Origin of the sequence: Microbacterium sp. zg.B48 (assembly GCF_024623505.1) — a bacterium.
GTDB lineage: Bacteria > Actinomycetota > Actinomycetes > Actinomycetales > Microbacteriaceae > Microbacterium.
Window position 1 is genome coordinate 45,976 of record NZ_JANJFE010000012.1, and the last position, 26,794, is coordinate 72,769.

The following is a 26,794-nucleotide window of genomic DNA, read 5'->3' on the forward strand; positions in this document are numbered from 1 at the left end:
TCAGCGCACGCGGATCAGCCGCGCGTCGGCGAGGGGATGTGGGCGTCCGGGTCGTGCCGCAGCCAGAGCACACCCAGGGGCGGGAGCACCATCGTGGCGCGCCCCGAGTCGTTCGCCTGCACGAGCCCCATGTTGCCGACGCCCGAGCCGCCGTAATCCTGCGCGTCGGTGTTGAGGATCTCGTGCCAGACGCCCGGCGCGGGCAGGTCCAGAGCGTAGGAGTGGACCGGCACGCCGGAGAAATTGCAGATGACGGCCACGGCGTTGCCGTGCCAATCGCGGCGTGTGAAGGCGATCACGTTGGGGTTCCAGCTCGGGCCGCCCAGCCTGGAGAAGGCGGTGCCGTCGTTGTCACGCGCCCACAGCGCCGAGTTGTCGCGGTACACGCGATTGAGCGTCGCCACGAAGCTCTGCAGGCCGGCGTGCGAGGGCTGATCGAGGATCCACCAGTCCAAGCCCCGTCCTTCGGCCCACTCGGAGGGCTGACCGAACTCCTGACCCATGAACAGCAGCTGCTTGCCGGGGTGACCCCACATGTAGGCCAGGAACGCGCGCATGTTCGCGAGCTTCTGCCAGTGATCCCCCGGCATCCGGGAGAACAGACTGCCCTTGCCGTGCACCACCTCGTCGTGACTGATCGGCAGCACGAAGTTCTCGGTGAAGGCGTAGACGAACGAGAACGACAGTTCGCCCTCGTGGTGCGAACGGTACATCGGGTCGCGTGAGATGTACTGCAGCGAGTCGTTCATCCAACCCATGTTCCACTTGAAGCCGAACCCGAGACCCGCCTGGCTGGTCGGTGCGGTGACCCCGGGAAAACTGGTGGACTCCTCCGCGATCATCGCGATGCCGGGATAGCGCTTGTAGGACGTGGCCGTGACCTCCTGCAGGAAATGGATCGCCTCCAGGTTCTCGCGCCCGCCGTGCACGTTGGGCGTCCATTCGCCGGCTTGGCGCGAGTAGTCCAGGTACAGCATCGATGCGACGGCATCGACGCGCAGCCCATCGACGTGGAACTCCTCGAACCAGTACAGCGCGTTGGCCACGAGGAAGTTGCGCACTTCGCTGCGGCCGTAGTCGAAGATGTACGTGCCCCACTCCCGGTGCTCACCGCGGCGCGGATCCGAGTGCTCGTACAGCGGCTCACCGTCGAACCGGGCCAGTGCGAACGCGTCCTTGGGGAAGTGCCCGGGAACCCAGTCCATGATCACGCCGATACCGGCCTGGTGCAGGCGGTCGATCAGATAACGCAGGTCGTCCGGCGTGCCGAAGCGGCTGGTCGGTGCGTAATAGCCGGTCACCTGGTAGCCCCAGGATCCGCCGAACGGGTGCTCGGCCAGCGGAAGGAACTCGATGTGCGTGAAGCCCTGGGCGGTCACGTATTCGATCAGCTGATCCGCACCGTCGCGGTAGGACAGCCCGGGACGCCAGGAGCCGAAGTGGACCTCGTAGATCGACATCGGCTGGGAGATGGGCTGACTCTTCGCCCGCTGCGCCATCCAGGCCGCATCCGACCAGGTGTATTCCGACTCGGTGATCACGGACGCAGTCGCCGGAGGCATCTCCGCGTATCGGGCCATCGGATCCGCTTTCAGGACCCACTCGCCGCTGCGCGAGAGCAGCTGGAACTTGTATGTGGCGCCCACGCCGATTTCCGGGACGAACAGCTCCCATACTCCGCTGCCGCCCATCGACCGCATCGCATGCGAGGCGCCGTCCCAGCCGTTGAAATCGCCCACGACGCGCACCGCCCGCGCGTTCGGGGCCCACACGGCGAAGGACGTGCCCACGGTGCCGTCCAGTTCGCGCACGTGGGCGCCGAGCACGCGCCAGAGCTGTTCGTGCCGGCCCTCGCGGATCAGGTGCAGGTCGAGCTCACCGATCGTCGGCGCGAAGCGGTACGGGTCCTCGGCGGTGTGGTCGGAGCCGTCCTCGTAGGTGGCCAGCAGCGTGTACCGGCCGTCTTCACCGGCGCGCTGACCCTCCCAGATCCCCCCGCGGACGTGCTCCAGCGGCACGCGAGTGCCGTCCGGGAACACGGCGGTCACACTGCGGGCCAGCGGACGCCGGGCGCGGATGGTCCATTCCACCGCACCCTCGGCGTTCGTCCCGCGGTGGATGCCGAGTACGGAATGCGGGTTGTGATGGGTGCCTTCGGCCACGGCGTCCAGCAGGTCATCGGTGGTGGTCTTCATCGCGACTCCTTCACGTGCAGGATGTGGACAGGCTCGTGGAAGGCGTCGAGCTTGACGAAGTTGTGATCGGCCCAGGTCCAGCGCTGGCCGGTCAGAAGCTCCTCGACCTCGAAGGGTTCACCGGGAGTGACGCCCCAGGCTCGGGTGTCCAGATGCACCATCGTCTGGCGCACCGAGTGGGGATCCACGTTCGCCACCACGATGACGGTGTCGGCCCGCCCGGTGGAGGACAGCTCGGCGCTGAGGGTCTTGGAGTACACCAGGATGGCGTCGTCGTCGCTCCAGTGCACTGTGAGGTTGCGCAGCTGCCCGAGCGCAGGATGGTCGCGGCGGATCTCGTTCAGGCGCCTCAGGTAGGGCGCCAACGAGTCTCCGCGTTCCTCGGCGGCGTCCCAGTCGCGGAGCTTGTACTCGTATTTCTCGTTGTCGATGTTCTCCTCGGAACCGGGACGCGCGACGTTCTCGTACAGCTCGTACCCGGCGTACACGCCGTACGACGGCGCACCCGTCGCCGCGATCGCGGCACGGATCTTGTAGGCCGGTCGGCCCCCGAACTGCAGATACTCGGTGAGGATGTCCGGCGTGTTGACGAACAGGTTCGGGCGGAGGAAGTCGGCGGTGTCATGGGCGAGGCCGGTGAGGAATTCCTCCAGCTCGCTCTTCGTGTTGCGCCAGGTGAAGTAGGTGTAGCTCTGCTGGAACCCCGCCAGGGCGAGGCCCTGCAGCGGAGCGGGTCGCGTGAACGCCTCGGCGAGGAACACGACGTCGGGGTTCTCGGCGGAGACCGTCGCGATCAGCCACTCCCAGAACTGCAGCGGCTTGGTGTGCGGGTTGTCCACCCGGAAGATCTTCACGCCCTGCGCGATCCAGTGGCGCAGGATGCGCAGCGCCTCCGCCCGGATCCCCTGGGGGTCGTTGTCGAAGTTGATCGGATAGATGTCCTGGTACTTCTTGGGCGGGTTCTCGGCGTAGGCGATCGAGCCGTCCGGGAGGGTCGTGAACCACTCCGGATGAGCGGAGACCCAGGGGTGGTCCGGTGCTGCCTGCAGCGCGAAGTCGAGGGCGACCTCCAGGCCCTGCTCGCGTGCGGCCCGCACGAACGCGCGGAAGTCCGCGAGCGTCCCCAGGTCGGGATGGACGGCGTCGTGCCCGCCCTCGTCGGAGCCGATGGCCCACGGCGATCCGGGATCGCCCGGCTGCGGGTCGAGGGTGTTGTTGCGGCCCTTGCGGTTCACCCGGCCGATGGGGTGGATCGGCGGCAGATAGAGCACGTCGAACCCCATCCCCGCGACCCCGGCGAGACGCCGCGTGGCGGAGCGGAACGTGCCGCTCTTGACGGTGCCGTCCTTCAGTGGCCGCGCGCCCTCAGACCGGGGGAAGAACTCGTACCACGCGCCCACGCCGGCGCGTTCTCGCTCCACGAGCAGCTCCAGGGTCGCCCCGACGGTCATCAGCGAGGTCACCGGCCGCACCGCGAAGAACGCGGCGATCGACGGGTCGCGCACCACATCCAGAGCCCGTCCGTCGTCCGTTGCGGGATCCCGCAGATCGCGGGCGGCGTTCTCCAGCCGACGCCGCTCGGGAAGCGGGCGGCTCTTGTCGGCGACGGCCCGGTCGAACAGGAGGGCGCCGAGTTCGCGCATGACCGCCGTGTCGACGCCGGCCGCGATCTTCACCTCGGCCGCGTGCTCCCAGGTGGCGAAGTCGTCGGCGAAAGCCTCGAAGCGGAAGCTCCAGACCCCCTCTTCGAGCGGCGCGATCGTGGTCTCCCACCGGTCGAACCCGTCCTCCAGTGCGGACAGCCGATGCAGCGACTCATCGCCGGAGGGGGAGAACAGCCTGACGTGCACGCCGATGCGGTCGTGGCCCTCGCGGAAGGCCGTGGCTCGGAACGGGACCGCTTCGCCGGAGAACGCGCTCGGGCGGAACTGCCCCCCGGGCACCGACGGCGAGGGCAGCACGATCGGGATGCGCGCAGTCACCGTCCCGGAGACCGCGGCGGCCCGCTCGGGCGGCGGGTCATCCACTGTCCGAAGGGGGATCGGCGAGGCGCTTCGCCAGGGGCGGGTGCGCACGGAGCGCGTCGTCGTGACCACCCCTCGAACCTACCGCGAGCCTCGGCGAGGGGACAGGCTCTGGCGCGCCGTCCGGCCCTCGCCTACCCTGTGCGAAACAGCCGCATCGAGGTTCCCGGCAGGGCAACGGTATCTCCCGGACGCAGCTGCGCATGCGTGTCGCTGGGCGTCTCGTCCGCGCTGGACCAGAGCGACACGAACGTGGCGACGCCGTCGATCCGAGGCAGCGTGACGTCGACGGGGTGCTCGTTTCCGTGCACCATCAGCAGGATCCGATTGAACTCCTCGTGTTCCGGCGTCGAAGCGGCGACGTACTGGAGCGTCCGGCTGGACGGGTCCGTCCACTGCTCGATCGACATGGTCCTGCCGTTCTGGTCGTACCACTGCATCACAGAGGCGGAGGGGGTGTGCTCGTTGAGTTTGGCGAATCGGCTCGGCCGGAGGGCGGGGTTCTCGCGGCGCAGCTCCAGCAGACGCCGCACGTGCGCGAACAGGTCGTCTTGCCATGGCGCGTGCTCCCACGAGATCCAGGTCAGCGGCGAGTCGTGGCAGTACGCGTTGTTGTTGCCGCGCTGGGTGCGCGCGAACTCGTCTCCGGCGGAGAGCATCGGCACGCCCGCCGACAGCAGCAGTGTGCCCAGCAGGTTGCGCATCGCCTTGCGGCGGGTGGCGAGGATCCCCTCATCGGAGGTGGGGCCCTCCGCGCCGTGATTGAAGGAACGGTTGGTGTCCGCCCCGTCCCGGTTCTGCTCGCCGTTGCCGAGGTTGTGCTTGACGTCGTACGAGACGAGGTCGTTGAGCGTGAACCCGTCGTGCGCGGTGACGAAGTTGACGCTCGCCAGCGGGCCGCGCTCCGCGCTGAACGTGTTCGAGGACCCGGAGAGGCGGGTGGCGAAGCCGCCGATGCCCACCGGGGCGGCGGAGGCGCGGCGTGCGTAGTCGACGTCGCTGAGCCAGAAGTTGCGGACGCGGTCGCGGTAGCGGTCGTTCCATTCCAGCCAGCCTTCGCCGAAATTGCCGGTCTGCCAGCCGCCCATTCCCACATCCCAGGGCTCGGCGATCTTCTTGACACCGGCCAGCGCCGGGTCTTCGACGATCGCGCGCAGCAGCGGGTGCTCCGGCGTGAACGTGTGCGCGGCATCTCGACCCAGCGTCACGGCCAGGTCCAGCCGGAACCCGTCGATCTGCATGTCGTTGGCCCAGTAGCGCAGGGAGTCCAGCACCAGGCGGGATGCGGCATCCGTCGAGGTGTCGACCGAGTTGCCGCAACCGGTGACGTCGATGTAGACGCCGTCCTGGTCCTGCCGGTAATACGAGCGGTTGTCGATGCCGCGCAGGCTGGTCCGGGGGCCTCCGATGCCCTCTTCGCTGGTGTGGTTGTAGACGACGTCGAGGATGACCTCCAGTCCGGCCTCATGCAGGAGGCGCACCATGCCCTTGAACTCCCGGAGGATCGCCTCCGGCCCCCCGCGGCGGCTCTCCTCCGTGGCGTACGCGCCGTGCGGGGTGAAGAAGTTCAGGGAGTTGTACCCCCAGTAGTTGGTCAGTCCATGCTGGAGCAGGCGCGGCTCGGTGGCGAACGCATGGACCGGCAGCAGTTCGATGCTGGTCACGCCGAGCGTGAGGAAGTGATCGATCATCGCCGGATGCGCGAGGCCGGCGTACGTGCCGTGCAGGGCGGGCGGCACGGCAGGATGCCGTTTCGAAAGCCCCTTGAGGTGGCCCTCGTAGATCACCGTCCGATCCATCGGGACCGCCGGCTTGGCCACACCGCCCCAGTCGAAGCCGCCCTCGATCACGACCGATCGCCAGTCCTCGAACCCGCCGCTGACCAGGCCCTTGGAATACGGCTCGACCAGGAGGGTCCCCGGGTTGAACATGTTGCCGGGCCCGTGCGGGCCGTCCACCCGGATGGCGTACCGCGCTCCGGGGCGAAGCCCGGGCGTCGTGACGCTCCACACGCCGCCACCGGCAGGCTGCAGCGGCATGGTGTCGGTGCTCCAGTCCAGGTCGCTGTCGTCGAACAGGACCAGTTCCACTTCGCCGGCATTGGCGGCCCAAACCCGCAGCGTGCCGCCGTCAGGTCCGAGGGTGACGCCGAGGTCGTCGAGCTCCGAACGGAGCAGGCCTGACCGCGGGGCGAGCGCGGCGAGGGATTCTGGCGAAAGCATGCGTTCTACAGTAGTAACGCGCACAGTCGCAGGTTGCTTCGAGCGGAGGGTCCATGGTCGTCTACGTCGACCACGCTGCCACGACGCCGTTGCGCGCGGAAGCGCGCGAGGCGTGGCTGGCCGCCACGGAGACGGTCGGAAACGCCTCCTCGATCCACTCCGCCGGTCAGTCCGCCCGTCGGCTGCTGGAGGAGTCGCGCGAGCGTCTGGCTGCGGCGCTGGACTGCGATCCGGTCGAGGTCGTCTTCACCTCCGGCGGCACCGAGTCGGTGAACCTCGGGATCACCGGTCTGTACCGCGCCCGTCGTGAGTCCACAGGCCGCAACGCGATCGTCGCGCCGCTCGCGGAGCACCACGCCACGCTGGACACGCTCGGCTGGCTGCACGCGCACGAGGTGGCCGACATCGAATGGGTGCCCGTCGACCGCGATGCGCGGGTGGATCTGGACGCGTGGGGCAGCGCGGTGGGCGGTGGCGATGCCGCGGCAGCGACGCTGCTGGCCGCCAACAACGAGGTCGGCAGCCTGCAGCCCCTCGTCGGGGCGGCCGCCGCCGCGGCCGAGGCGGATGTGCCGGTGCACGTAGACGCGGTCGGTGCGTTCGGACACGTTCCGCTGTCGTTCCGGGGCCTGCGCGCGCAGTCCGGATCGGGCAGCGCAGGACTGGTCGCGATGAGCGTCGCGGCGCACAAGCTCGGCGGACCGGTCGGTGTGGGTGCGCTGGTCGTGGCGCGCGAGGCGCGCGTCGAGCCCCTCCTGCACGGCGGCGGGCAGCAGCGCGGTCTTCGCGCCGGCACCCAGGATGCCGCCGGCGCAGCGGCCTTCGCTGTGGCGGCGGAGCTGGCCGTCGGCGAACTGGCCGCCGAGTCGACGCGCATCCGGTCCCTGCGCGACCGGCTCGAATCGGGGCTGCGGGCTCGGATTCCGCACGCGCGAGTCTCGGCCGCGGCGGTGGAGCGGCTGCCCGGGCACCTGCACGTGGTGTTCCCGGGAGCGCAGGGCGACTCGCTGCTGCTGCTGCTGGACACTGCGGGAATCGCCGTCTCGACGGGTTCGGCCTGTCAGGCCGGCGTGCCGGAGCCCTCGCACGTGGTGCGCGCGATGGGTCTCGGGGAGAGTGCGGCGCGCAGCGCCCTGCGGCTGACGCTGGGACGGACCACCACCGATGCGGACGTCGACGCCGTGCTGGATGCGCTTCCGGCCGCGTTCGAGCGGGCACGCGCGGCCGGGCTGTCCTCACGCCGCGTTCCGGGCTCCGCTCCCAGCTTCGGCGGAGCCCAGCGCTCGTAGACTCTTCACATGCGTGTTCTGGCGGCGATGAGCGGTGGGGTGGATTCCGCGGTGGCCGCCGCGCGCGCCGTCGACGCCGGGCACGATGTGGTCGGCGTTCACCTCGCGCTCTCGCGGGCGGGTGGCACACTCCGGTCAGGGAGCCGAGGCTGCTGCACGATCGAGGATGCGATGGACGCGCGACGTGCCGCCGATCGTCTCGGCATCCCGTTCTACGTCTGGGACTTCTCGGAGCGGTTCCGCGACGACGTGATCGAGGACTTCGTCGCCGAGTACAGTGCCGGCCGGACGCCGAATCCCTGCATGCGCTGCAACGAGCGGATCAAGTTCGCCGCGGTGCTCGAGAAGGCGCTGGACCTCGGCTTCGACGCCGTCTGCACCGGGCACTACGCGATCCTGCGCGAGAACGCGTCGGGGGAGCGCGAACTGCACCGCGCCAGCGACGCCGCCAAGGACCAGTCCTACGTCCTCGGGGTGCTCACCGCCGACCATCTCGCGCACACGCTGTTCCCGCTCGGCGAGACCCCGTCGAAGGCGCTGGTGCGCGCCGAGGCGCAGGCGCGCGGACTGACCGTCGCGAACAAGCCGGACAGCCATGACATCTGCTTCATCCCCGATGGCGACACCCGCGGCTGGCTGGCCGAGCGGGTAGGCGCGACGCGAGGCGACGTGGTCGATCGCTCCGGCGCCGTCGTCGGAACGCACGAGGGCGCGCACGCGTTCACGGTCGGTCAGCGCCGCGGGCTCGCCCTCGGCGTGCCCGCCTCGGACGGGAAGCCGCGCTTCGTGCTGGAGGTGCGGCCGGTCAGCAACACCGTGGTGGTCGGGCCGAAGGAGGCGCTGGCGACGGCGGAGATCGCCGGGGAGCGGTTCACGTGGACGGGTGCGGCACCGGCGGTCCCGGATTTCGCCTGCCACGTGCAGATCCGCGCCCACGCCGATCCGGTGCCGGCCCGGGCGCGACTGGCCGGCGGCGCGCTGACGGTCACCCCGGAGACGCCGCTGGACGGTGTGGCGCCGGGGCAGACCGCGGTGCTGTACGACGGGACCAGGGTGCTGGGTCAGTTCACGATCGATCGCACCGTCTCGGCCGTCCCCGTCGAAGCCTGACCGGCAGGGCCCGCGGGCTCATCTGTCGCAGGCGGCTTCTAGACTTACGGGCGTGACGGATGCCTCCACCCCTGCCAACGCCGACCACGGCACGGACATCGCGGGCCTGAGCCTGGATGAGGCCCGCACGCACGCGAGCGAGCTCACCGATCGCATCCTCGGCGCCCGTGAGGCCTATTACGGGCAGGATGCCGAGATCGTCGACGACGCGACCTATGACGCGTGGATGCACCGGCTCGAGGCCATCGAGCGCCTGCATCCCGAGCTGCAGGGCCAGGACTCGCCCACGCTCTCGGTCGGAGCCGCGTCGGGCACGCTGTTCGCTCCGGTCGAGCACGCCGAGCGGATGCTGAGCCTGGACAACGTCTTCAGCGACGAGGAGTTCCTCGCCTGGGCGACCCGGGTGGAGCGCGACGCGGGCAGGCGGGTGCATTACCTGTGCGAGTTGAAGATCGACGGTCTCGCCCTCTCGCTCCGGTACGAGCGCGGACGCCTGGTGTCGGCGGCGACCCGCGGTGACGGCCGGGTGGGCGAGGATGTCACCGAGAACGTGCGCCGGGTGCGCGGCATCCCGCAGCGGCTCGCCGGGACCGGGCATCCGCCGCTGGTGGAGGTGCGCGGCGAGGTGTTCTTCAACGTCGCCGACTTCGAGTCCCTGAACGCATACCAGGAGCGGATGGGCGACCGCCTGTTCGCGAACCCCCGCAACGCCGCCAGCGGCTCGCTGCGGCAGAAGACCGAGGGCAAGAACGACCGGCAGCTGGAGGCGATGCACCAGCGGCTGTCGCGGCTGCGCATGACCGTGCACGGCATCGGCGCGTGGCCGGACCCGCCGGTGTCGACGCAGAGCGAGATCTATGCGCTCCTGGCCACCTGGGGGCTGCCGACCAGCGCGTACTTCTCCGTCGCCGACTCCGCCGCCGCGGCGGACGAGTTCATCCGCCACTACGGTGCGCACCGGCACGACGTCGAGCATGAGATCGACGGAATCGTGGTGAAAGTCGACGAGCTGGCGCTGCACGACGAGCTGGGCGCGACCAGCCGCGCTCCGCGCTGGGCGATCGCCTACAAATACCCTCCCGAGCAGGTCAACACCAAGCTGCTGGACATCGTCGTCTCGGTCGGCCGCACCGGACGCGCCACCCCGTTCGCAGTGATGGAGCCGGCGCGGGTCGCCGGGAGCGTGGTGCGTCAGGCGACGCTGCACAACCAGGACGTGGTCAAGGCCAAGGGTGTGCTGATCGGCGACACCGTCGTGCTGCGCAAGGCCGGCGATGTGATCCCGGAGGTGCTCGGCCCCGTCGTCGAGCTGCGCGACGGGACCGAGCGGGCCTTCGTGATGCCCACCGTCTGCCCGGAGTGCGGACACCCGCTCGCCCCGGCGAAAGAGGGCGACATCGACCTGCGGTGCCCGAACGCGAGGTCGTGCCCCGCCCAGGTGCGCGGGCGGGTGGAGCACATCGGGTCGCGTGGTGCGCTGGACATCGAGGGGCTCGGCGAGGTGTCCGCGGCGGCGCTCACCCAGCCGGTCCGGCCGGAGATCCCCCCGCTGGTGACCGAGGCGGGGCTGTTCGACCTGCGCCCTGAGGACCTGTTCGGCATCGACGTCGTGGTCCGCGACGCCGAGACGGGCCTGCCCAGGCTGCTCGAGGACGGCAGCCCGGACACCCGATCGCCGTTCCGCCGCCAGCGCAAGAAGACCGACCCGCCCCTCGACACCGACGGACCGTTCGACGGAGACGCCGCACACATCCTGTCCTCCTCCGCGACCCAGCTGCTGGCCAACATCGAGCTGGCCAAGACGAAGGATCTGTGGCGCTTCCTCGTCGCGCTCAACATCCGTCACGTCGGGCCGGTCGCCGCGCGGGCGCTCGCGCAATGGTTCGGCTCGCTCGAAGCGATCCGTGCGGCGTCCCGTGACGAGCTGGCCGCGGTGGAAGGGGTCGGCGGGATCATCGCGGACTCGTTGATCGACTGGTTCGAGGTGGACTGGCACCGTGACATCGTCCAGCGCTGGACGGCGGCCGGGGCGCAGCTGCACACCCCCGGCCACCCCGGACCCGGTGCCGCTGCCGAGGCGGGCGGGGTCCTGGAGGGTGTGACCGTGGTGGCCACCGGCTCGCTGGAGGGATACAGCCGCGAAGGGGCGCAGGAGGCGATCATCAACGCGGGCGGGAAGGCCGCCTCCAGCGTGTCGAAGAAGACCGACTTCGTGGCGGCCGGACCGGGCGCGGGCTCGAAACTGGCCAAGGCCGAAGAGCTCGGGGTACGGATCATCGACGCCGCGCAGTTCCACGTGCTGGTCACCCAGGGGCCGGCCGCCCTGGGCGACGGTGCCGGCGCGGACGGCGCCGATGCCGCGTCCGCGAGTGGGGAGTGAGCGGTCATGGCGCAATGGCTCTATCGCATCGTCCCGGCCCGTCCGGGGTTGCCCGACGCAGCCGATGAGCACGAAGAGGCCGTCGCCGACCACCTCGATTACGTCCAGGCCCTGAAAAGCGCCGGCATCCTGATCCTCGCCGGCCGGATGCCGGAGGATCCCACCACGCCGGCCATCACGATCATCGAGGCGCCCGACGAGGAGACGGCGCGTGCCGTCATGCAGACCGATCCGGCGGTCGCCGCCGGTGTGATGACCGCGACGCTGTACCCGTACGCCCTCGCGGCCGGCGCAGAGCAGTAAGCGTGCCGGTCTTCGACCATCTCGGCATCACCGTCGCGGACCTGGCCCGCGCGACCGAGCAGTTCGACCCGCTGCTGCAGGCGCTCGGATTCGCGCGATACGACGCGGACGGCTCGGTCTCCTGGTATCGAGAGGGCGACGTGGAGCTGATCCTGTTCCCGGCGCGCGAGCCGGATTCGCAGCCGCACCGGCACGGCGAGGTGGGATGGCAGCACCTGGCCTTCGCGGTGGAGTCCCGGGCGGAGGTGGACCGTCTGCACTCGGTCGCCCTCGCTGCGGGGTGGTCCGCCGTGCGCGAGCCGAAGCTGTATCCGCGGTTCAACGACCGCTATTACGCGTCCTTCGTCGAGGACGACAGCGGCATCCGCCTCGAGTTCATGCACAACCCGCCTCGGTCGCCGCCCCTATCGGATCCGCGCGACTTGCGGATAGGTTGAGGGGCCGATCCTCTCGGCGGAACCGACAGGATGGGGCCGACATGCGAGTGCCGCGCACGGGCAGGGCAGAGCACATCGGCCGGCGCGGGATGAGTGGGCTGCTCGCCGCGGTCTTGGCCCTGGGGCTGGCCGCCTGCGGGGCAGGGCCGGTGTCCCAGGAGGCCTCGCCCGCGCCGACGGGTCAGACGCCGACTCCGGGGCTGGATCGGCAGCTGGTGGCCGCTCTGGAGGCGGCGCTGGACGAATCGTTCGCCGCCACGCAGCTGCCCGGCGTCCTGGTGGGCCTCTGGATCCCAGGCCAGGGTGAGTGGGTGGCCTCGCGCGGGACCGCGAACCTGGAGACGGGGGAGCCGATGAAGGCAGGCAACCAGCAGAAGATCGGCAGCATCACCAAGAGCATCGTCACCAGCGTCGCCCTGCAGCTCATCGGGGAGGGCACCTCCGGCCTCACGCTGGAGGACACGATCGACCGCTGGTACCCGGACTTCCCCGAAGCGTCCCACATCACCGTGCGGATGCTGATGAACATGTCCAGCGGCATCGGCCCTCCCGGTATGGAACAGATCGAGCGCATCTGCGCGGCCCCGTACGCGGTCGCCGACCCGGAGCGTGTCATCGCCATCGGGGCGACGACGCCGAGGTCGGGCTTCGCGCCCGGGGAGGGATTCACGTACTCCGGTTTCAACACCTTCCTCCTCGGCCGCATCCTCGAGCAGACGACCGGCGAAGACCTGGCCGGTCTGATCCGGGCCAGGATCACCGAACCGTTCGGACTGAGCCGCAGCCGGTTCGCGCCGGACGGGCAGGTGGAGGCACCGTCGACGCACGGATATTCGCTGTTCTGCCCGGAGCTGCCCCGTCCCACCGACACCATCGATTGGTCCAACGCGGAGAGCTGGGCTGCGGGCGCCATGGTCTCCACGCTCGACGACATGCACGCGTGGGGCCGGGCCCTGGGGGCAGGAGCCGGCATCTCTCCCGAGCTGCTGATCGCCCGGTACGGCGACACCGCTCCGGATTCGGGCGCGGACGGTCTGGCATACGGACTCGGCGTGCAGGTGCACCGCGACCTCGCCACGGGATGCATCCTCGATCTCGGTCACTCCGGGGCGGAGCCCGGGTACGGCACCAACGTCACCTACTTCGCGACGACCGATGCCGTGTTCGTCGCGTTCGCCAATGGCGACGGCGGGACCGGTGAGGAGGTCTTCCGGGTGGTCCAGGCGCTGCACCCCGTCTTCGCGTCGGCCGTCACGGAGATGCCCACGCAGCCCTGCAGCCGATGAAGGCCGGCGCGTCGCACTCCGCGTGCGCCGCCGCAGGAGCCGTCGCGGGGTTCCGCTAGCCTGAGCGTCGTGATTCTCGACACCTCCCAGGCTGTCGTGACCAGGCATCCGCTGGCCATCGGGCATGCCGTCGGGGCGATGACCGCCCTCGCGCTGGTGCTCGCCGCCACCTCCTCGGCGTACGGCTATCACCGCGACGAGCTGTACTTCCGCATGCTTCCGCCCGCCTGGGGCTACACCGACCAGCCGCCGCTCACTCCGCTGCTGGCCAAGGCCGCCGTCGCGCTGTTCGGCGACAGCGTCGTGGGGCTGCGGATCCTCGCGCTGGTGTGCGCAGCGGCATCCGTGCTGATCCTGACCCTGGTCACCAGGGAGGTCGGCGGCACGCGCGTGGCGCAGGCCCTCACCGCGTGGGGCATGGCCGGGGCCAGCCTCACCCTCCTCTTCGGGCACGTTCTGCTCACGGCCAGCCTCGACCTCGTGGTGTGGCCCGCCGCACTGCTGTTCACGATCCGCGCGGTGCTGCGTGCGGACGGCCGGTGGTGGCTGGCCGCGGGCGCCGTGATCGGGGCGAGCACGTTCAACAAGCTCCTGGGCGTGATCCTCATGATCGGCATCGCCGTCGGACTCGCCGTGTGCGGACCACGACGATGGTTCCTGTCGGGCTGGCTGTGGGGCGGCGTCGGGCTGGCGGGACTGCTCGCCGTGCCGAACGTGATCTACCAGGCCGCCCACGGATGGCCGCAGTTCGCGATGGGCGCCGCACTCGCTCAGAACAACGCCGACGAGGTGCGCATCCTCGTCGGACCCATGCTGATCCTCCTCGTCGGCCCGGTGCTCGCCGTGTTCTGGATCGCCGGCCTTGTCGGGCTGTTCCGCCGACCGCAGTGGCATCCGCTGCGCTTCCTGGCGGTCACCTTCGCCGTGGTGGTGCTGTTCGTCTTCATCGCCGGCACGCAGTTCTACTACACCGCAGGGGTGCTGGCGGTCCTGACCGCGATGGGCTCGGTGCTGGTTGCCCGCTGGGCGCGCACGAGACGCCGCCGCACCGTGGTGGCGATCCTGCTCGGGGTCAACGCCGTCTCGTGCGCGATCGCGTCGCTCCCGGTGCTGCCGGTGCAGGTCTTCGGCGGCACCGGGCTCGCCGCGATCAACTCGGCAGCGGCCGATCAGGTCGGCTGGGAACGGTACGCAGAGCAGGTGACGGATGCCGCGGCATCCGTCCGCGCCGATGCGATCATCACGAGCAACTACGGCGAGGCGGGGGCACTGGACCGTTTCGGTGTCGGCCTGCCGCCGGTGGTGAGCGGGCACAACGCACTCGGCGACCTGGGCCCACCCGCGGCCGATGCCCAGACGGTCCTGCTCGTGGGATGGCAAGGTCGCGGAATGCAGCGCTGGTTCGAGGAATGCGCCCTGGTGGCCACGCTGGAGAACGGCGTCGGCGTCGACAACGAGGAGCAGGGGGCGCCCGTGATGGTGTGCACCGGCCCGCTCGAGCCCTGGGACGAGTTGTGGGAGAGGTTCCGTCACCTGGATTGAGCTTCTGGCGATGCCTGCTAGCGTCCCAGCATCCGATTTCACACTGCACCGAGTTTGGAGTTTCGATGAAGCTGCTCCTGACATCCGGCGGGGTCACGAACGACAGCATCCGCCGGCGACTGATCGAGCTGGTCGGAAAGCCGATCAGCGAGAGCACAGCGCTGCTCATCCCGACGGCGCAATGGGGCCAGCCCGCGTGTACTCCCGAATCGGTGTGGCGGTCCATCGCCGGGGCGTGGCCGGACAGCCCGAACCTCGGCGGCTTGGGCTGGAAATCGGTCGGAGTGCTCGAGCTGACCGCCCTGCCGAGCATCGACCGCGCACGATGGGTCACGTGGGTTCGCGACGCCGACGTCCTCCTGGTGGACGGCGGCGAGGCCGTATACCTCGCGCATTGGATGCGGGAGTCCGGGCTGGCCGATCTGCTGCCGTCCCTCGACGAGACCGTCTGGGTCGGCGTCAGCGCCGGGAGCATGGTCATGACGCCTCGCATCGGCGACGATTTCGTGGACTGGAGACCCGGCGGCGGCGATGAGACGCTGGGCGTCGTGGACTTCTCGATCTTCCCCCACCTGGACTACCCCGGCTGGTCCGGCAACGCCCTGCCCCGTGCGCGCCGATGGGCGGCCGACATGTCCGGTCCCGCGTACGCCATCGACGACCAGACCGCGATCGCGGTGGTCGGCGATGCGGTCGATGTCGTCTCCGAGGGGCACTGGGAACTGTTCCCGCCCCAGCAGCGCCAACCGGGCGGAAGCGCCGCGCAGAAGTAGGCGCGAGGTTACGGCCGGTGGGTGCCCGACCGTTCGTTGCCGCGCTTGTAATTGCCGGTGACGCGCGCCATCACCTGCTGCGGGTCGTGGCGCTGGACATCGTCGAGGAACTTCATCGCCGAGGACGTGCGGAGCGTCGCGGCCAACCGGCCATGGTGGCGGATCTCCACGCGGTCGCCCCGGACTGTGAACTCGAAGCCGTTCGGTGTGCCTGCCATGGCTTTCAGCATGCCGCACCACGGGCCACAGGGGAATCGACAGGTCGGGTTCCGCAATCCCCTTGTGCGTCACCGCTGAAGAGGCGACACTCCAGACAACACCACCGAAGCGAATGGAGCTCTCCGCGTGCACATCGAGGACAACGGCCCGAATCCGAATGCGTTCGACATCGAGACCGCCACCCGCGAGAACTCGACGTATCGCACGGTGGCCTGGACCGGGAAGTACCTGCAGGTCACTCTGATGTCGATCTCACCCGGAGACTCGATCGGGCTGGAAGTCCATCCGGAGACCGATCAGTTCCTGCGTCTGGACGCGGGCCGCGGCAGATGCGTGATGGGTCCGGAGAAGGACCAGCTCACCTTCGAGCAGGAGGTCTCCGACGGCTGGTCCATCCAGGTGCCCGCCGGCACGTGGCACGACGTCATCAACACCGGCGACGAGCCGCTTCGCCTGTACGCGATCTACGCCCCGACACACCACGCGCCCGGCCTCGTGCAGGAAACGGCGCAGAAGGCGGAGCAGGACGAGGAGTCCGGAAAGGACGAGCCGCCGTCGTGGACCGTGCAGCCCGGCCCTCGCGCAGAGGACGAGCACGCCTGAGACAGGCGGCAGGGCCCGTGCCCTCACGAATGACCGTGCCTACGAATGACCAGTCAGCTGCAACAGCGAGTCGCGCACATGGCGACGCAGCACTTTGCCGACCATCGAGGTGGGCAGCTCGTCCACGACGAAGATCCGTCGGGGGACCTTGTAGGGGGTGAGGATGCCGCGGGCGAACTCCCGGACGGACTCGACATCGATCTCCTCACCGGGGGAGACCACGATCGCGGCGACGACCTCCTCACCGGAGTGTTCGCTCGGCAGGCCGACCACGGCCGCATCCTCCACCTGCGGGTGCTGGCGCAGCGCGATCTCCACCTCGGTGGGGGCGACGTTGAAACCGCCGGTGATGATCAGCTCCTTGATCCGATCGACGATGCGGACGAACCCGGCCTGGTCGATGGTCACGATGTCCCCGGTGCGGAACCACCCGTCCACGAAGACGCGCTCGGTCTCCTCCGGCTTGCCGTAGTAGCCACTGAACACCTGGGGACCGCGCACGATCAGCTCACCGGCAGCGCCGGGCTCGACATCCCGGGTCGGCTCCTCCGGATCGACGACCCGCGCCTCCGTGCCGGGCAGCGGCAGTCCGACCGTTCCGGGCACACGGTTGTCCGCGACCGGATTGGCCATCAGCACCGGCGAGGTCTCGCTGAGCCCGTAGCCTTCGACCAGGTATCCTCCGGAGGCCTCCTCGAACGGCACCACCAGGTCGTGGGGCAGCGGCATCGCGCCCGAGATCGCGATCCGCGTGCCCGCCAGCGACACGCCCTTCTCCCGCGATGCCTTCAAGAGCCGCTCGGCGATCGGCGGGACCAACGGCAGGAAGGTCGCAGGATGCTTCTTGGTCACCTCGAGCACCATGTCGGGGTCGAACCGCGGGAACAGGACCAGCCGGGCGCCCATCGACATCGCGAACGTCAGGCACAGGGTGAGCCCGTACGCGTGGAACATCGGCAGCACCGCGTAGACGACGCAGCCGTCGCCGCGCACGATCGAAGGCACCCAGGCGCGCGCCTGCGCGGCATTGGCCAGCAGGTTGCGATGCGTCAGCGCCGCGCCCTTCGGGGTCCCGGTCGTGCCGCTGGTGTACTGGATCAGAGCGAGATCGGCCGTCTGCGGCTTCGGGTGCGAGACCGGCAGCGGGGGAGTCGAGACGATGGATTCCCACGAGATCGTGCCGCCCGCGCGTTCGTGCAGGGCGGAGCGGGCGGCACGCGCCTTCGCGATCGGCATCCTCAGCGCCGCGCGGGTGCGCAGCGGCATCGCCTTGGTGATGTCGACCGAGATCAGCGAGGTGACGGCGAGATCGGCGGGAAACTCCTGCACGGTCGCGACGACCTTGCTCCACACGATCGCGTGACGCGCGCCGTGGTCCTCGAACTGCTTGCGCAGCTCCCGCGGCGTGTACAGCGGATTGTGCTCGACGACCACCGCACCCAGGCGCAGGATGGCGTAGAACGCCACGATGTGCTGCGGGCAGTTGGGAAGGACGATCGCCACCCGATCGCCGTGCCCGACGCCCTGGTCGCGCAGACCGGCAGCGGCGCGCTCGATCGCGAAGTTCAGCTCGCGGTAGGAAGTGGTGCGGCCGAAGAACTGCAGCGCCGGCGCGTCGGGGTAGTCACGGGCCGAGGCCTGCACGATGTCCACCAGTGATCCGCTCAGCGGCCCGAGATCCGCCGGGACGCCCTCGGCGTAGCTGGCGATCCAGGGGCGGGGAGGCTCGTACGTCGTCACCGGAACAGCCTACTTACGGTCCGAACGCGCAGGCGGGCGCTCGTAGGATGGGGGAGTGTCTGAAATCACCCCTGATCTCGTGCGCCATCTCGGTGTGCTCGCCCGGATCCAGCTGAGCGACGAGGAGGTCGGGCGCCTCACGGGGCAGCTCGACGTGATCGTCGACAACATCGCCAAGGTCTCCCAGGTGGCGACCCCCGATGTGCCGGCGACGAGCCACCCGATCCCGCTGCAGAACGTCTTCCGTCCCGACGTCGCCGCCGACATGCTCAGCACCCAGCAGGTGCTGCAGAATGCTCCGGATGCCGCGGACGGGCGTTTCCGCGTCACGGCGATCCTGGGGGAGGAGCAGTGAGCGACATCACTCGCCTGTCCGCCGCCGACCTGGCCGACAGGCTCGCCTCGCGCGAGGTATCCAGCGTCGAGGCCACCCAGGCGCATCTCGACCGGATCGCTGCCGTAGACGGCGACATCCACGCCTTCCTGCATGTCAGCGACCACGCGCTCGAGGTGGCCGCCGACATCGACCGCCGCCGTGCCGCGGGGGAGCAGCTCGGACCGGTCGCCGGCGTCCCGCTGGCGATCAAGGACGTGCTGGTCACGACCGATATGCCCTCCACGAGCGGATCACGGATCCTCGAGGGGTTCATGTCCCCGTACGACGCGACCGTGGTCGCGCGTTCCCGCGCCGCCGGGCTCGTTCCGCTCGGCAAGACGAACATGGACGAATTCGCCATGGGGTCCTCGACCGAGCACTCGGCCTACGGACCCACCCACAACCCGTGGGACCTCGACCGGATCCCGGGTGGTTCCGGTGGCGGTTCAGCCGCTGCCGTCGCCGCGTTCGAAGCCCCGCTCGCACTGGGATCGGACACCGGCGGCTCGATCCGCCAGCCCGCCCACGTCACGGGCACGGTCGGCATGAAGCCGACGTACGGCGGCGTCAGCCGCTACGGCGCGATCGCACTGGCATCCAGCTTGGACCAGGTCGGCCCGGTGACCCGAACGGTGCTGGATGCCGGACTGCTGCACGATGTCATCGGCGGTCACGACCCGCACGATGCCACCTCGTTGACCGACCTCTGGCCGTCGTTCGCGGATGCCGCGCGGGAAGGCGCTCGCGGCGACGTGCTCCGCGGTCTGCGGGTCGGAGTGATCAAGGAGCTGCCGGACTCCGGCTTCCAAGCCGGAGTGTCGGAATCCTTCCGCTCGGCGCTGGCCGCGATGCAGGCGCAGGGGGCCGAGATCGTCGAGATCAGTGCTCCGCACTTCGAGTACGGCGTGGCCGCGTACTACCTGATCCTCCCCGCCGAGGCATCCAGCAACCTCGCCAAGTTCGACTCCGTGCGCTTCGGGATGCGCCTGGATGTTCCGGGCGGCACCGTCGAGGACGTGATGGCCAAGACGCGCGACGCGGGCTTCGGCGATGAGGTCAAGCGCCGCATCATCCTCGGCACCTATGCGCTGTCCGCGGGGTATTACGACGCGTACTACGGCTCGGCGCAGAAGGTGCGCACGCTCATCCAGCGCGACTTCGCCGAGGCGTTCGCGCAGGTCGATGTCATCGCGACGCCGTCCGCGCCGACGACCGCGTTCAAGATCGGCGAGAAGATCGACGACCCGCTGCAGATGTACCTCAACGACGTCACCACGATCCCGGCGAACCTCGCCGGGGTCCCGGGCATCTCGATCCCCTCCGGCCTGGCCAGCGAGGACGGGCTGCCCGTGGGCATCCAGTTCCTCGCGCCGGCGCGCGAGGACGCACGCCTCTACCGCGTCGGAGCGGCGCTCGAAGCAGTCCTGGTCGACTCATGGGGTGCACCGCTGCTGGATCGCGCACCGACCCTTCGACAGGCTCAGGGATCCACCGGAGGGGCACGCTGATGGCCAAGGACAAGCTGATGGATTTCGACAAAGCCCTGGAACTGTACGAGCCGGTGCTCGGCTTCGAGGTGCACGTCGAGCTGAACACCGAGAGCAAGATGTTCTCGTCCGCGGCGAACCCCGCGAACTCCGCCAACCATGCTGCCGGTCCCAACACCCTGGTCGCGCCGGTGGATATGGGACTTCCCGGCTCACTGCCGACCGTGAACGCAGAGGCGATCAAGTACTCGATCAGTCTCGGGCTCGCTCTGGGGTGCTCGATCGCCCCGACCAGCCGGTTCGCGCGGAAGAACTACTTCTACCCGGACCTGGGAAAGAACTACCAGATCAGCCAGTACGACGAGCCGATCGCGTTCGAGGGCTCGGTGGACGTGGAGCTGGCCGACGGCACCATCGTCACGGTGCCGATCGAGCGGGCGCACATGGAAGAGGATGCCGGCAAGCTGACCCACATGGGCGGCGCGACCGGTCGCATCCAGGGTGCGGAGTACTCCCTCGTGGATTACAACCGCGCCGGCGTGCCGCTCGTGGAGATCGTCACCAAGCCGATCATCGGCGCCGAGCACCGCGCACCTGAGATCGCCAAGGCGTACGTCCAGACGATCCGCGACATCGTCCTGTCATTGGGCATCTCGGAGGCCCGCATGGAGCGCGGCAACCTCCGCTGCGACGCCAACGTGTCGCTGCGCCCCCGCGGACAGGAGAAGCTGGGCACGCGCACCGAGACGAAGAACGTCAACTCGATGCGCTCGGTGGAACGGGCCGTCCGCTATGAGATCCAGCGCCAAGCCGCGATCCTGGCAGCCGGCGGTTCCATCACACAGGAGACCCGGCATTGGCACGAAGACACCGGGACCACGTCGCCCGGCCGTCCTAAGTCCGACGCGGACGACTACCGGTACTTCCCGGAGCCGGACCTGCTGCCGGTAGCGCCGTCCCTCGAGCTCATCGAGGAGCTGCGCGCCGCACTGCCCGAACGCCCGGCCGAGCGCCGGCGGCGGCTGAAGAGCGAATGGGGCTTCAGCGACCTCGAGTTCCAGGACGTCGCCAACGGCGGCCTGCTCGCCGAGGTGGCCGCCACGATTGCGGCCGGGGCAGCCCCGGCAGCCGCACGCAAATGGTGGACCGGTGAGATCAGCCGCCTCGCGAACGCCCAGGGACGGGAGGCAGCCGATCTGATCTCGCCGGCCGATGTGGCAGCGCTGCAGGCGCTGATCGGGGCCGGCACCCTCACCGACAAGCTCGCACGGCAAGTGCTGGAAGGCGTCGTCGCCGGGGAGGGCACCCCGCAAGAGGTGATCGACCGGCGCGGGCTGGCCGTCGTCTCGGACGACGGCGCACTGATCGCCGCGATCGACGAGGCGCTCGCGTCGCAGCCGGACGTCATGCAGAAGATCCGCGAAGGCAAGGTGCAGGCGGCCGGCGCGGTCATCGGCGCCGTGATGAAGGCGATGCGCGGTCAAGCCGACGCCGCCCGTGTGCGTGAACTGATCCTCGAGCGCGCGGCGCAGTAGCCTCATCCGTCGTATGTCGGCGGCGCGGGGGAGAATCGACGTATGGGACGCGGGGACGGCACGGGGCGGATGGTCTCCCCGGCGGACGCGGACGACGCCGGAACCGGCATCCTGCACGTGGACATGGACGCGTTCTACGCATCGGTCGAGGTGCTGGATGACCCTTCATTGCGGGGCAAGCCGATCATCATCGGCGCCCCCGATGGGCGCTCCGTGGTCTCGAGCGCTTCGTACGAAGCACGCCGCTTCGGCGTGCGTTCGGCCATGCCGGTCGGCCAGGCACTGCGGCTGTGCCCCACCGCGATCGTCGTCCCGCCGCATTTCGACCGCTACCTCGCCCTGTCGGCGCAGGTCATGCGGATCTTCCACGACGTGACGCCGCTGGTCGAGCCGCTCTCGATCGACGAAGCGTTCCTGGACGTGCGCGGCGCGGGGCGGCTGTGGGGCAGGCCGGGGCAGATCGCGCGGATGCTGCGAGAGCGGGTGGTCGAGGAGACCGGACTGACCTGCAGCGTCGGGGTGGCCGCGACCAAGCACGTCGCCAAGATGGCCTCGACGATCAGCAAGCCGGACGGCATGCTGATCGTGCCGGCGTCCGGAACCGCGGCGTTCCTCGCGCCGCGCTCAGTCCGCGCGCTCTGGGGCATCGGCCCCAAGTCCGCAGAGGCGCTCGAGGGGCGCGGCATCCATACGATCGGGGATGTGCTGCAGACGCCCCGGCCCGTGCTGGACCGCGCTCTGGGGCCCGCGATGGGCGACCGCATCTGGCAGCTGGCGCGCGGGCTGGACGCGCGCAGGGTCGATACCGAGCGGGTCGAGAAGAGCATCGGCCACGAAGAGACCTTCCACGAGGACATCGGCGACCTCGGGGTGCTGCGCACCGAGTTCCGCCGCCTGGCCGACCGGGTGGGGGCACGCCTGCGCACACACGGCTGGGAGGCGCGCACCGTCGCCATCAAGGTGAGGTTCGCCGATTTCAGCACGATCACCCGGTCCCAGACGCTGCCCGAGCCGACGGCGGTAGGGCAGCGGATCGGCGAGGCGGCGCTCGAGCTGTTCGGCGCCGTCGACCGCCGGATGCCGGTACGACTGGTCGGCGTCCGTGCCGAGAAGCTGCTCCCCTCCGGCGGTGCGGCGCTGACGCTCTGGGACGACGACGCCGAGTGGCGTCGCATCGAGGGGGCGCTGGATGACGCCGCCGCCAGGTTCGGGCGTGGGGCTGTCACGCGCGCGACCCTGCTCGGCGGGCCGCGCGGAGGGGGGACCCTGCCCTCCCACCCGAAACCGCACAGCCTCGATTGAGACCGGACCCCGCCGTGGCTCTGGGCATGCCGCCTCCAGCCCGGTACCGTTGAGCCATGCCCAACATCGCACTCGAACTCGGCAAGCAGTCCGCGACCTTCGGCGTGAAGAGCGCCTACGGCGAGCAGACGGACATCGACGGAGTCCGCATCGTCCCGGTCGCGCTGACGTGGTCAGGATTCGGTGGCGGCTCCGATGAGTCGGGCAACGGCGGCGGGGGTGGCGGGGGATACGCCGTCCCCCTGGGTGCCTACATCCGCCGCGGCGACGATCTGCGGTTCGAGCCGAACGTCGTGTCCTTCCTCGCAGTCGCAATCCCCTTCGTGTGGGTCGCCGGTCGCGCACTCAGCCGTGTCATCCGCGCTCTCAAGCGCTAGCGCCGACCCCTTCTCCGCCGCGCTCGACGTCGCCGCTGCGCACATCCGCGAGGCCATCGTCGGTGTCGCGGCAGCCAACCCGGTCGTGCTCATCGACGGCAGAAGCGGATCCGGCAAGACGACGCTCGCGCGCCGGCTGGTCGCGCGCTGGCCGTTGCGGGGTCGCGTTCAACTGGTGGCGCTCGATTCGCTGTACCCGGGCTGGGATGGCCTGGCTGACGGTGTCGAGGCCGCTCGCGAGCTGATCCTGCGCCCGCACGCCCGCGGGATGATGGGCGTGTGGGAGCGGTGGGACTGGGATGCCTCTGCCCACGCCGAGGCGCATGCCGTGGACCCGTCTCTTCCGCTCATCGTGGAAGGCTCCGGTCTGCTGACCGCATCCACCTCTCAGCTCGCCGATGTGCGCGTCTGGCTGGAGTCACCGCCGTCCTCACGCATGCGCCGCGCCCTGCATCGCGACGGCGACGCGTATCGTCCGCACTGGCCGCGTTGGGCCGAGCAGGAGGAGAGACACCTTCTTCGCGACGCACCGACCAGCCGCGCAACCCTCGTGTTCGCGATCCCGTGACGCAGTTTCAGTCGTCCTCGGATGCGGCCTGTACGAGCCCGTCCAGCCGGTACCCGAGCCACTCGTAGATGCCGAATCGCGGATCGTCCACGTCGTGGTCCTCCTCGGTGCGGATGTCCAGCCGGGTCGCCAGCACCAGTCTGATCGCGGCCAGAGAACGCAGCCACGACCTCAGGTCCTCGGGATCGAGGCGCAGCTCGACGATCTCCATCGCCACGTCTTCCGCGGGCGCGTCCGGCAGGACGGCGGCGTCATGCAGCGAGGCCAGCACCCGATCGGCGTCATCGCGGCGGCGGTCGAGCAGATCCTGTTCGGTCACGTCTCGGAACTCCTGGGCGGCCGTGGCGTCATCGGCATAGGCATCCGGCACCAGACGAGCGATCGCCGGGTCGCCGCCCGCGCTGTGGGCTCCGTCCAGCAGCTCGGCGAACTGCTGGACGAGACCGGCAAGATGAGCCGCCTCCATCCGCGTCAGCTCCAGCACGACCGTCCGGGCGCCGCTCACTGGGGTGCCTGCCGCAGCGTTGCCCACAGACCGTAGTCGTGCATCGCCTGAACGTGCAGTTCCATCTGCTCCCTGGCCCCTTCGGCGACGACGGCATGCCCGTCGTGGTGGACAGCCAGCATCAGACGCTCCGCATGCGGTCGGTCGAACCCGAAGTACTCCCGGAACACGTGCGTGACATAGCTCATGAGGTTCACCGGGTCATTCCAGACGACCGTCTGCCACGGGCGACGAACCTGTTCGTCGAGTCGGATGTCGCGGTCTTCGACCACGTCGGGCGCGGCGGGGTTGGCCATCACGCCCATCCCAGTTCGTGCAGGCGCTCGTCGTCGATTCCGTAGAAATGCGCGATCTCGTGGACGAGGGTCGTGTGCACCTCGTCCCGGAGATCACCGATGCTGTCGCAGACAGCGAGATGCGGCTCCCGGTACAGGATGATGCGGTCGGGCAGTTCGCCGGAACCGTAGCGGTCGCGTTCGGTCAGCGCCCAGCCGTCGTAAAGGCCGAGCAGATCCAGACTCCCGTCGTCCGGGCGATCCTGCACGACGAAGATCACGTTATCCAGTCCGTCGACCATGTCGTCGGGAAGCCTATCCAGTTCGTCGACCACAAGGGCCTCGAATGCCGAGGCATCCATCTCAAGCATTGGGGTGAGTAACGGGGCTCGAACCCGCGACATCGGCCACCACAAGGCCGCGCTCTACCAACTGAGCTATACCCACCATGTCCACCGCGTGTGCGGAGGAACCAGGAAATTCTCTCATACTCCGGGCGCGAAAGACGAAACGGCGGCAGCCGCCGCAGCCCGCGCGCCGTCGCTGGTCGGCCCCGGCTCGGGCACGAAGACAGCGGAGCGGTAATACGCGAGCTCGAGGATGGATTCGCGGATGTCCGCCAGCGCACGATGGCCACCGCCCTTGGCGGGAGCGTGGATGTAGGCGCGCGGGTACCAGCGTCGGCTGAGCTCTTTGACGCTGGACACGTCGACATTGCGGTAGTGCAGCCAGCGGTCGACGCGGGGCATGTATTTCGCCAGGAACATCCGGTCGGTGCCGATGGTGTTCCCGGCCAGGGGTGCCTTGCCCTCGAGGGGGACGAAGCGCTGGATGTACTCGAGCGCCTCGAACTCGGCCTCGGCCACGCTGACGCCGTCGGGGATCTCGGTGAGCAGCCCGGATTTCTCGTGCATGGCGGTCACGAAGTCGTTCATGTGGGCCAGCGCCGTGTCGTCGGGCTTGATGACGATCGAGAAACCCGGGTCGAGCGGCCGAAGCTCGAAGTCCGTCACGACGACCGCGATCTCGACGAGTTCGTCGATCGCCAGATCGAGACCCGTCATTTCGCAGTCGATCCACACGAGTCTGTCGTTTTCCGAAGCCCCCACCATGCGCTCCATCCTAGTCAGGGGCTCGGGACACGCCCTGCCCGCCGGCGGGCACCGGATCCTCCCGCGGGGGCGCGATACGCTGGTTTCGCGCCTCCGTAGCTCAGTGGATAGAGCAGCGGCCTTCTAATCCGCCGGTCACAGGTTCGAGTCCTGTCGGGGGCACTCGTCCCCGTCCGGCCGCCGAATGGGCTCCCGCTCCGCTGGTCCGCGTGGCACTGGCGGCTCTCGCGCCGCGGTCGTATGGTCGGAGGGACGGAAGGGGTTCGATGATGAGCACGGCCGAAGCGCGCCATGGACTGTGGGTGGCCTACGGCAACTCCGGTGTCGTCGGCAGCATCCGCAGGGACGACGCCGGGTACACCGTGACGATGGCGGGAGCCGACGCTTCGGCGGGGACGTATCCGTCGATGGAGATCGCCAAGAACGCTCTGCACTCGCGGATGACACCCGGCAGCGACTGGCCGCAGTTCCGCGAGCACTGACTCGCGTCAGCGCCCGTCGCGTCGCGCGGGTGCGGCCGCGCGTGCGGCGGGTGCGGTGTCCAGGAGCGGCAGCGCGACATGCACGAGCGGTCCGATGAGCACCGCGAACAGCACGGTTCCGATCCCGACGGTGCCGCCGAGCGCCCAGCCGGCCGCGAGCACCGTCGCTTCCACGACCACGCGGCAGATCCAGATCGGCCAGCCCAGACGCGCGTGCAACCCGGTCATCAGACCGTCCCGCGGCCCGGCCCCGAACCGCGCGCCGATGTACAGGCCGGACGCCACGGCGACGAGGAGGATGCCGGCTACCAGCACGCCCAGTTGCGCGGCGAAGCCCGTCACCGGGGGGATGAGCCACAGCACCACCTGCATGCTCGTGCCCACCAGCAGGATGTTCGCCACCGTGCCGATGCCCGGCTTCTGACGGAGCGGGATCCACAGCAGGAGCACGACGAAGCCGAGGATGTTCGTGACCCAGCCGATGCCGATGCCGGTGTGGAGGGAGATGCCCTGAGCGAAGACCGTCCACGGGTCGATGCCCAGTCCGGCCTGAACCGTCAACGCGCACCCCGCTCCGTACAGGAACAGGCCGACGAGGAGTTGCAGGACGCGACGGGGCATGTCTGCTATCCAATCCCAAAAGTGGACCGTA

The 26,794-nt window shown here is 69.6% G+C and carries 26 protein-coding genes and 2 tRNA genes; 17 read left to right on the forward strand and 11 right to left on the reverse strand.

Annotation, left to right across the window (positions count from 1 at the left end):
• Positions 1-14: 14 nt before the first annotated feature.
• The 3 genes from glgB to glgX all read right to left on the reverse strand — a co-directional run bounded on the left by glgB (position 15) and on the right by glgX (position 6,441).
• Positions 15-2,195, reverse strand: a complete 2,181-nt coding sequence (gene glgB, locus NQ152_RS09275) for a 1,4-alpha-glucan branching protein GlgB (protein ID WP_257502081.1) — start codon at positions 2,193-2,195, stop codon at positions 15-17.
• Positions 2,192-4,291, reverse strand: coding sequence for an alpha-1,4-glucan--maltose-1-phosphate maltosyltransferase (locus NQ152_RS09280; RefSeq protein WP_374113583.1), 2,100 nt, complete (start codon positions 4,289-4,291; stop codon positions 2,192-2,194). Before NQ152_RS09280 ends, glgB begins: the two co-directional genes overlap by 4 nt.
• A 62-nt stretch (positions 4,292-4,353) precedes the next feature.
• The gene (gene glgX, locus NQ152_RS09285; RefSeq protein WP_257523765.1) at positions 4,354-6,441 is read right to left on the reverse strand and encodes a glycogen debranching protein GlgX; all 2,088 of its coding nucleotides are present in this window, start codon (positions 6,439-6,441) and stop codon (positions 4,354-4,356) included.
• A gap of 53 nt (positions 6,442-6,494) precedes the next feature.
• Between glgX and NQ152_RS09290 the strand changes: the two genes are divergently transcribed.
• The 8 genes from NQ152_RS09290 to NQ152_RS09325 all read left to right on the forward strand — a co-directional run bounded on the left by NQ152_RS09290 (position 6,495) and on the right by NQ152_RS09325 (position 15,561).
• Positions 6,495-7,730 carry a cysteine desulfurase family protein gene (locus NQ152_RS09290; RefSeq protein ID WP_257523766.1) on the forward strand — a complete coding sequence of 412 codons (1,236 nt, stop codon included), beginning with the start codon at positions 6,495-6,497 and terminating at the stop codon, positions 7,728-7,730.
• 9 nt (positions 7,731-7,739) lie between these two features.
• Positions 7,740-8,840 carry a tRNA 2-thiouridine(34) synthase MnmA gene (mnmA, locus tag NQ152_RS09295; RefSeq protein WP_257523767.1) on the forward strand — a complete coding sequence of 367 codons (1,101 nt, stop codon included), beginning with the start codon at positions 7,740-7,742 and terminating at the stop codon, positions 8,838-8,840.
• A 52-nt stretch (positions 8,841-8,892) separates the two neighbouring features.
• Positions 8,893-11,220: an NAD-dependent DNA ligase LigA gene (gene ligA / locus NQ152_RS09300; protein ID WP_374113584.1), complete on the forward strand. Its 2,328-nt coding sequence runs from the start codon at positions 8,893-8,895 to the stop codon at positions 11,218-11,220.
• Positions 11,221-11,226: 6 nt separating this feature from the next.
• Positions 11,227-11,523 (forward strand): YciI family protein, encoded by a 297-nt coding sequence (locus NQ152_RS09305; RefSeq protein ID WP_257502085.1) that lies wholly within the window; start codon positions 11,227-11,229, stop codon positions 11,521-11,523.
• Positions 11,524-11,525: 2 nt separating this feature from the next.
• Entirely contained in the window at positions 11,526-11,960 is a 435-nt protein-coding gene (locus NQ152_RS09310) for a VOC family protein (protein WP_257523768.1), read from the forward strand.
• A 41-nt stretch (positions 11,961-12,001) separates the two neighbouring features.
• Positions 12,002-13,246, forward strand: coding sequence for a serine hydrolase (locus NQ152_RS09315; RefSeq protein WP_257523769.1), 1,245 nt, complete (start codon positions 12,002-12,004; stop codon positions 13,244-13,246).
• Between the two features lie 69 nt (positions 13,247-13,315).
• Positions 13,316-14,788 (forward strand): glycosyltransferase family 39 protein, encoded by a 1,473-nt coding sequence (locus tag NQ152_RS09320; RefSeq protein ID WP_257523770.1) that lies wholly within the window; start codon positions 13,316-13,318, stop codon positions 14,786-14,788.
• A 65-nt stretch (positions 14,789-14,853) separates the two neighbouring features.
• Positions 14,854-15,561, forward strand: a complete 708-nt coding sequence (locus NQ152_RS09325; RefSeq protein WP_257523771.1) for a Type 1 glutamine amidotransferase-like domain-containing protein — start codon at positions 14,854-14,856, stop codon at positions 15,559-15,561.
• 8 nt (positions 15,562-15,569) lie between these two features.
• On the opposite strand, the gene NQ152_RS09330 is transcribed toward NQ152_RS09325, so the two are convergent.
• On the reverse strand, positions 15,570-15,779 hold the full coding sequence (locus NQ152_RS09330) for a hypothetical protein (protein ID WP_257523772.1): 210 nt from the start codon (positions 15,777-15,779) through the stop codon (positions 15,570-15,572).
• A gap of 127 nt (positions 15,780-15,906) precedes the next feature.
• Between NQ152_RS09330 and NQ152_RS09335 the strand changes: the two genes are divergently transcribed.
• Positions 15,907-16,383: a cupin domain-containing protein gene (locus NQ152_RS09335; protein ID WP_257523773.1), complete on the forward strand. Its 477-nt coding sequence runs from the start codon at positions 15,907-15,909 to the stop codon at positions 16,381-16,383.
• Between the two features lie 39 nt (positions 16,384-16,422).
• On the opposite strand, the gene NQ152_RS09340 is transcribed toward NQ152_RS09335, so the two are convergent.
• The gene (locus tag NQ152_RS09340; protein ID WP_257523774.1) at positions 16,423-18,123 is read right to left on the reverse strand and encodes a long-chain-fatty-acid--CoA ligase; all 1,701 of its coding nucleotides are present in this window, start codon (positions 18,121-18,123) and stop codon (positions 16,423-16,425) included.
• 55 nt (positions 18,124-18,178) lie between these two features.
• On the opposite strand from NQ152_RS09340, the gene gatC reads away from it, so the two are divergent.
• The 6 genes from gatC to NQ152_RS09370 are packed head-to-tail and all read left to right on the forward strand — an operon-like array spanning position 18,179 to position 23,768.
• Entirely contained in the window at positions 18,179-18,478 is a 300-nt protein-coding gene (gene gatC / locus NQ152_RS09345) for an Asp-tRNA(Asn)/Glu-tRNA(Gln) amidotransferase subunit GatC (protein ID WP_257523775.1), read from the forward strand.
• On the forward strand, positions 18,475-20,007 hold the full coding sequence (gatA, locus tag NQ152_RS09350; RefSeq protein ID WP_257502096.1) for an Asp-tRNA(Asn)/Glu-tRNA(Gln) amidotransferase subunit GatA: 1,533 nt from the start codon (positions 18,475-18,477) through the stop codon (positions 20,005-20,007). Before gatC ends, gatA begins: the two co-directional genes overlap by 4 nt.
• On the forward strand, positions 20,007-21,521 hold the full coding sequence (gene gatB / locus NQ152_RS09355; protein WP_257523776.1) for an Asp-tRNA(Asn)/Glu-tRNA(Gln) amidotransferase subunit GatB: 1,515 nt from the start codon (positions 20,007-20,009) through the stop codon (positions 21,519-21,521). Before gatA ends, gatB begins: the two co-directional genes overlap by 1 nt.
• A gap of 42 nt (positions 21,522-21,563) precedes the next feature.
• Positions 21,564-22,823: a DNA polymerase IV gene (gene dinB, locus NQ152_RS09360; protein WP_257523777.1), complete on the forward strand. Its 1,260-nt coding sequence runs from the start codon at positions 21,564-21,566 to the stop codon at positions 22,821-22,823.
• Between the two features lie 56 nt (positions 22,824-22,879).
• Entirely contained in the window at positions 22,880-23,200 is a 321-nt protein-coding gene (locus tag NQ152_RS09365) for a hypothetical protein (protein WP_257502099.1), read from the forward strand.
• Complete coding sequence (locus NQ152_RS09370) at positions 23,175-23,768, forward strand: hypothetical protein (protein WP_257523778.1); 594 nt, start codon at positions 23,175-23,177, stop codon at positions 23,766-23,768. The genes NQ152_RS09365 and NQ152_RS09370 overlap by 26 nt, the downstream gene beginning before the upstream one ends.
• A 7-nt stretch (positions 23,769-23,775) precedes the next feature.
• Here NQ152_RS09370 and NQ152_RS09375 read toward each other — a convergent pair whose 3' ends face one another.
• From NQ152_RS09375 to orn, 5 genes are all read right to left on the reverse strand, one after another.
• Entirely contained in the window at positions 23,776-24,273 is a 498-nt protein-coding gene (locus tag NQ152_RS09375) for a DUF2017 domain-containing protein (protein WP_257502101.1), read from the reverse strand.
• Positions 24,270-24,578 carry an ATP-dependent Clp protease adapter ClpS gene (clpS, locus tag NQ152_RS09380; RefSeq protein ID WP_257523779.1) on the reverse strand — a complete coding sequence of 103 codons (309 nt, stop codon included), beginning with the start codon at positions 24,576-24,578 and terminating at the stop codon, positions 24,270-24,272. The genes NQ152_RS09375 and clpS overlap by 4 nt, the downstream gene beginning before the upstream one ends.
• A complete protein-coding gene (locus NQ152_RS09385) occupies positions 24,569-24,919 on the reverse strand; it encodes a metallopeptidase family protein (protein ID WP_257523780.1) in 351 nt (116 codons plus the stop codon). The genes clpS and NQ152_RS09385 overlap by 10 nt, the downstream gene beginning before the upstream one ends.
• Positions 24,920-24,995: transfer RNA gene (locus tag NQ152_RS09390), tRNA-His, on the reverse strand.
• Positions 24,996-25,033: 38 nt separating this feature from the next.
• Positions 25,034-25,660, reverse strand: a complete 627-nt coding sequence (gene orn / locus NQ152_RS09395) for an oligoribonuclease (protein ID WP_257502104.1) — start codon at positions 25,658-25,660, stop codon at positions 25,034-25,036.
• An 89-nt stretch (positions 25,661-25,749) separates the two neighbouring features.
• Here orn and NQ152_RS09400 point away from each other — a divergent pair.
• A tRNA-Arg gene (locus NQ152_RS09400) sits at positions 25,750-25,822 on the forward strand.
• Positions 25,823-25,929: 107 nt separating this feature from the next.
• Positions 25,930-26,142: a methyltransferase gene (locus NQ152_RS09405; RefSeq protein ID WP_257502105.1), complete on the forward strand. Its 213-nt coding sequence runs from the start codon at positions 25,930-25,932 to the stop codon at positions 26,140-26,142.
• 6 nt (positions 26,143-26,148) lie between these two features.
• Here the strand turns inward: NQ152_RS09405 and NQ152_RS09410 are convergent, their stop codons facing one another.
• Entirely contained in the window at positions 26,149-26,763 is a 615-nt protein-coding gene (locus NQ152_RS09410; RefSeq protein WP_257523781.1) for a YitT family protein, read from the reverse strand.
• Positions 26,764-26,794 lie beyond the last annotated feature (31 nt).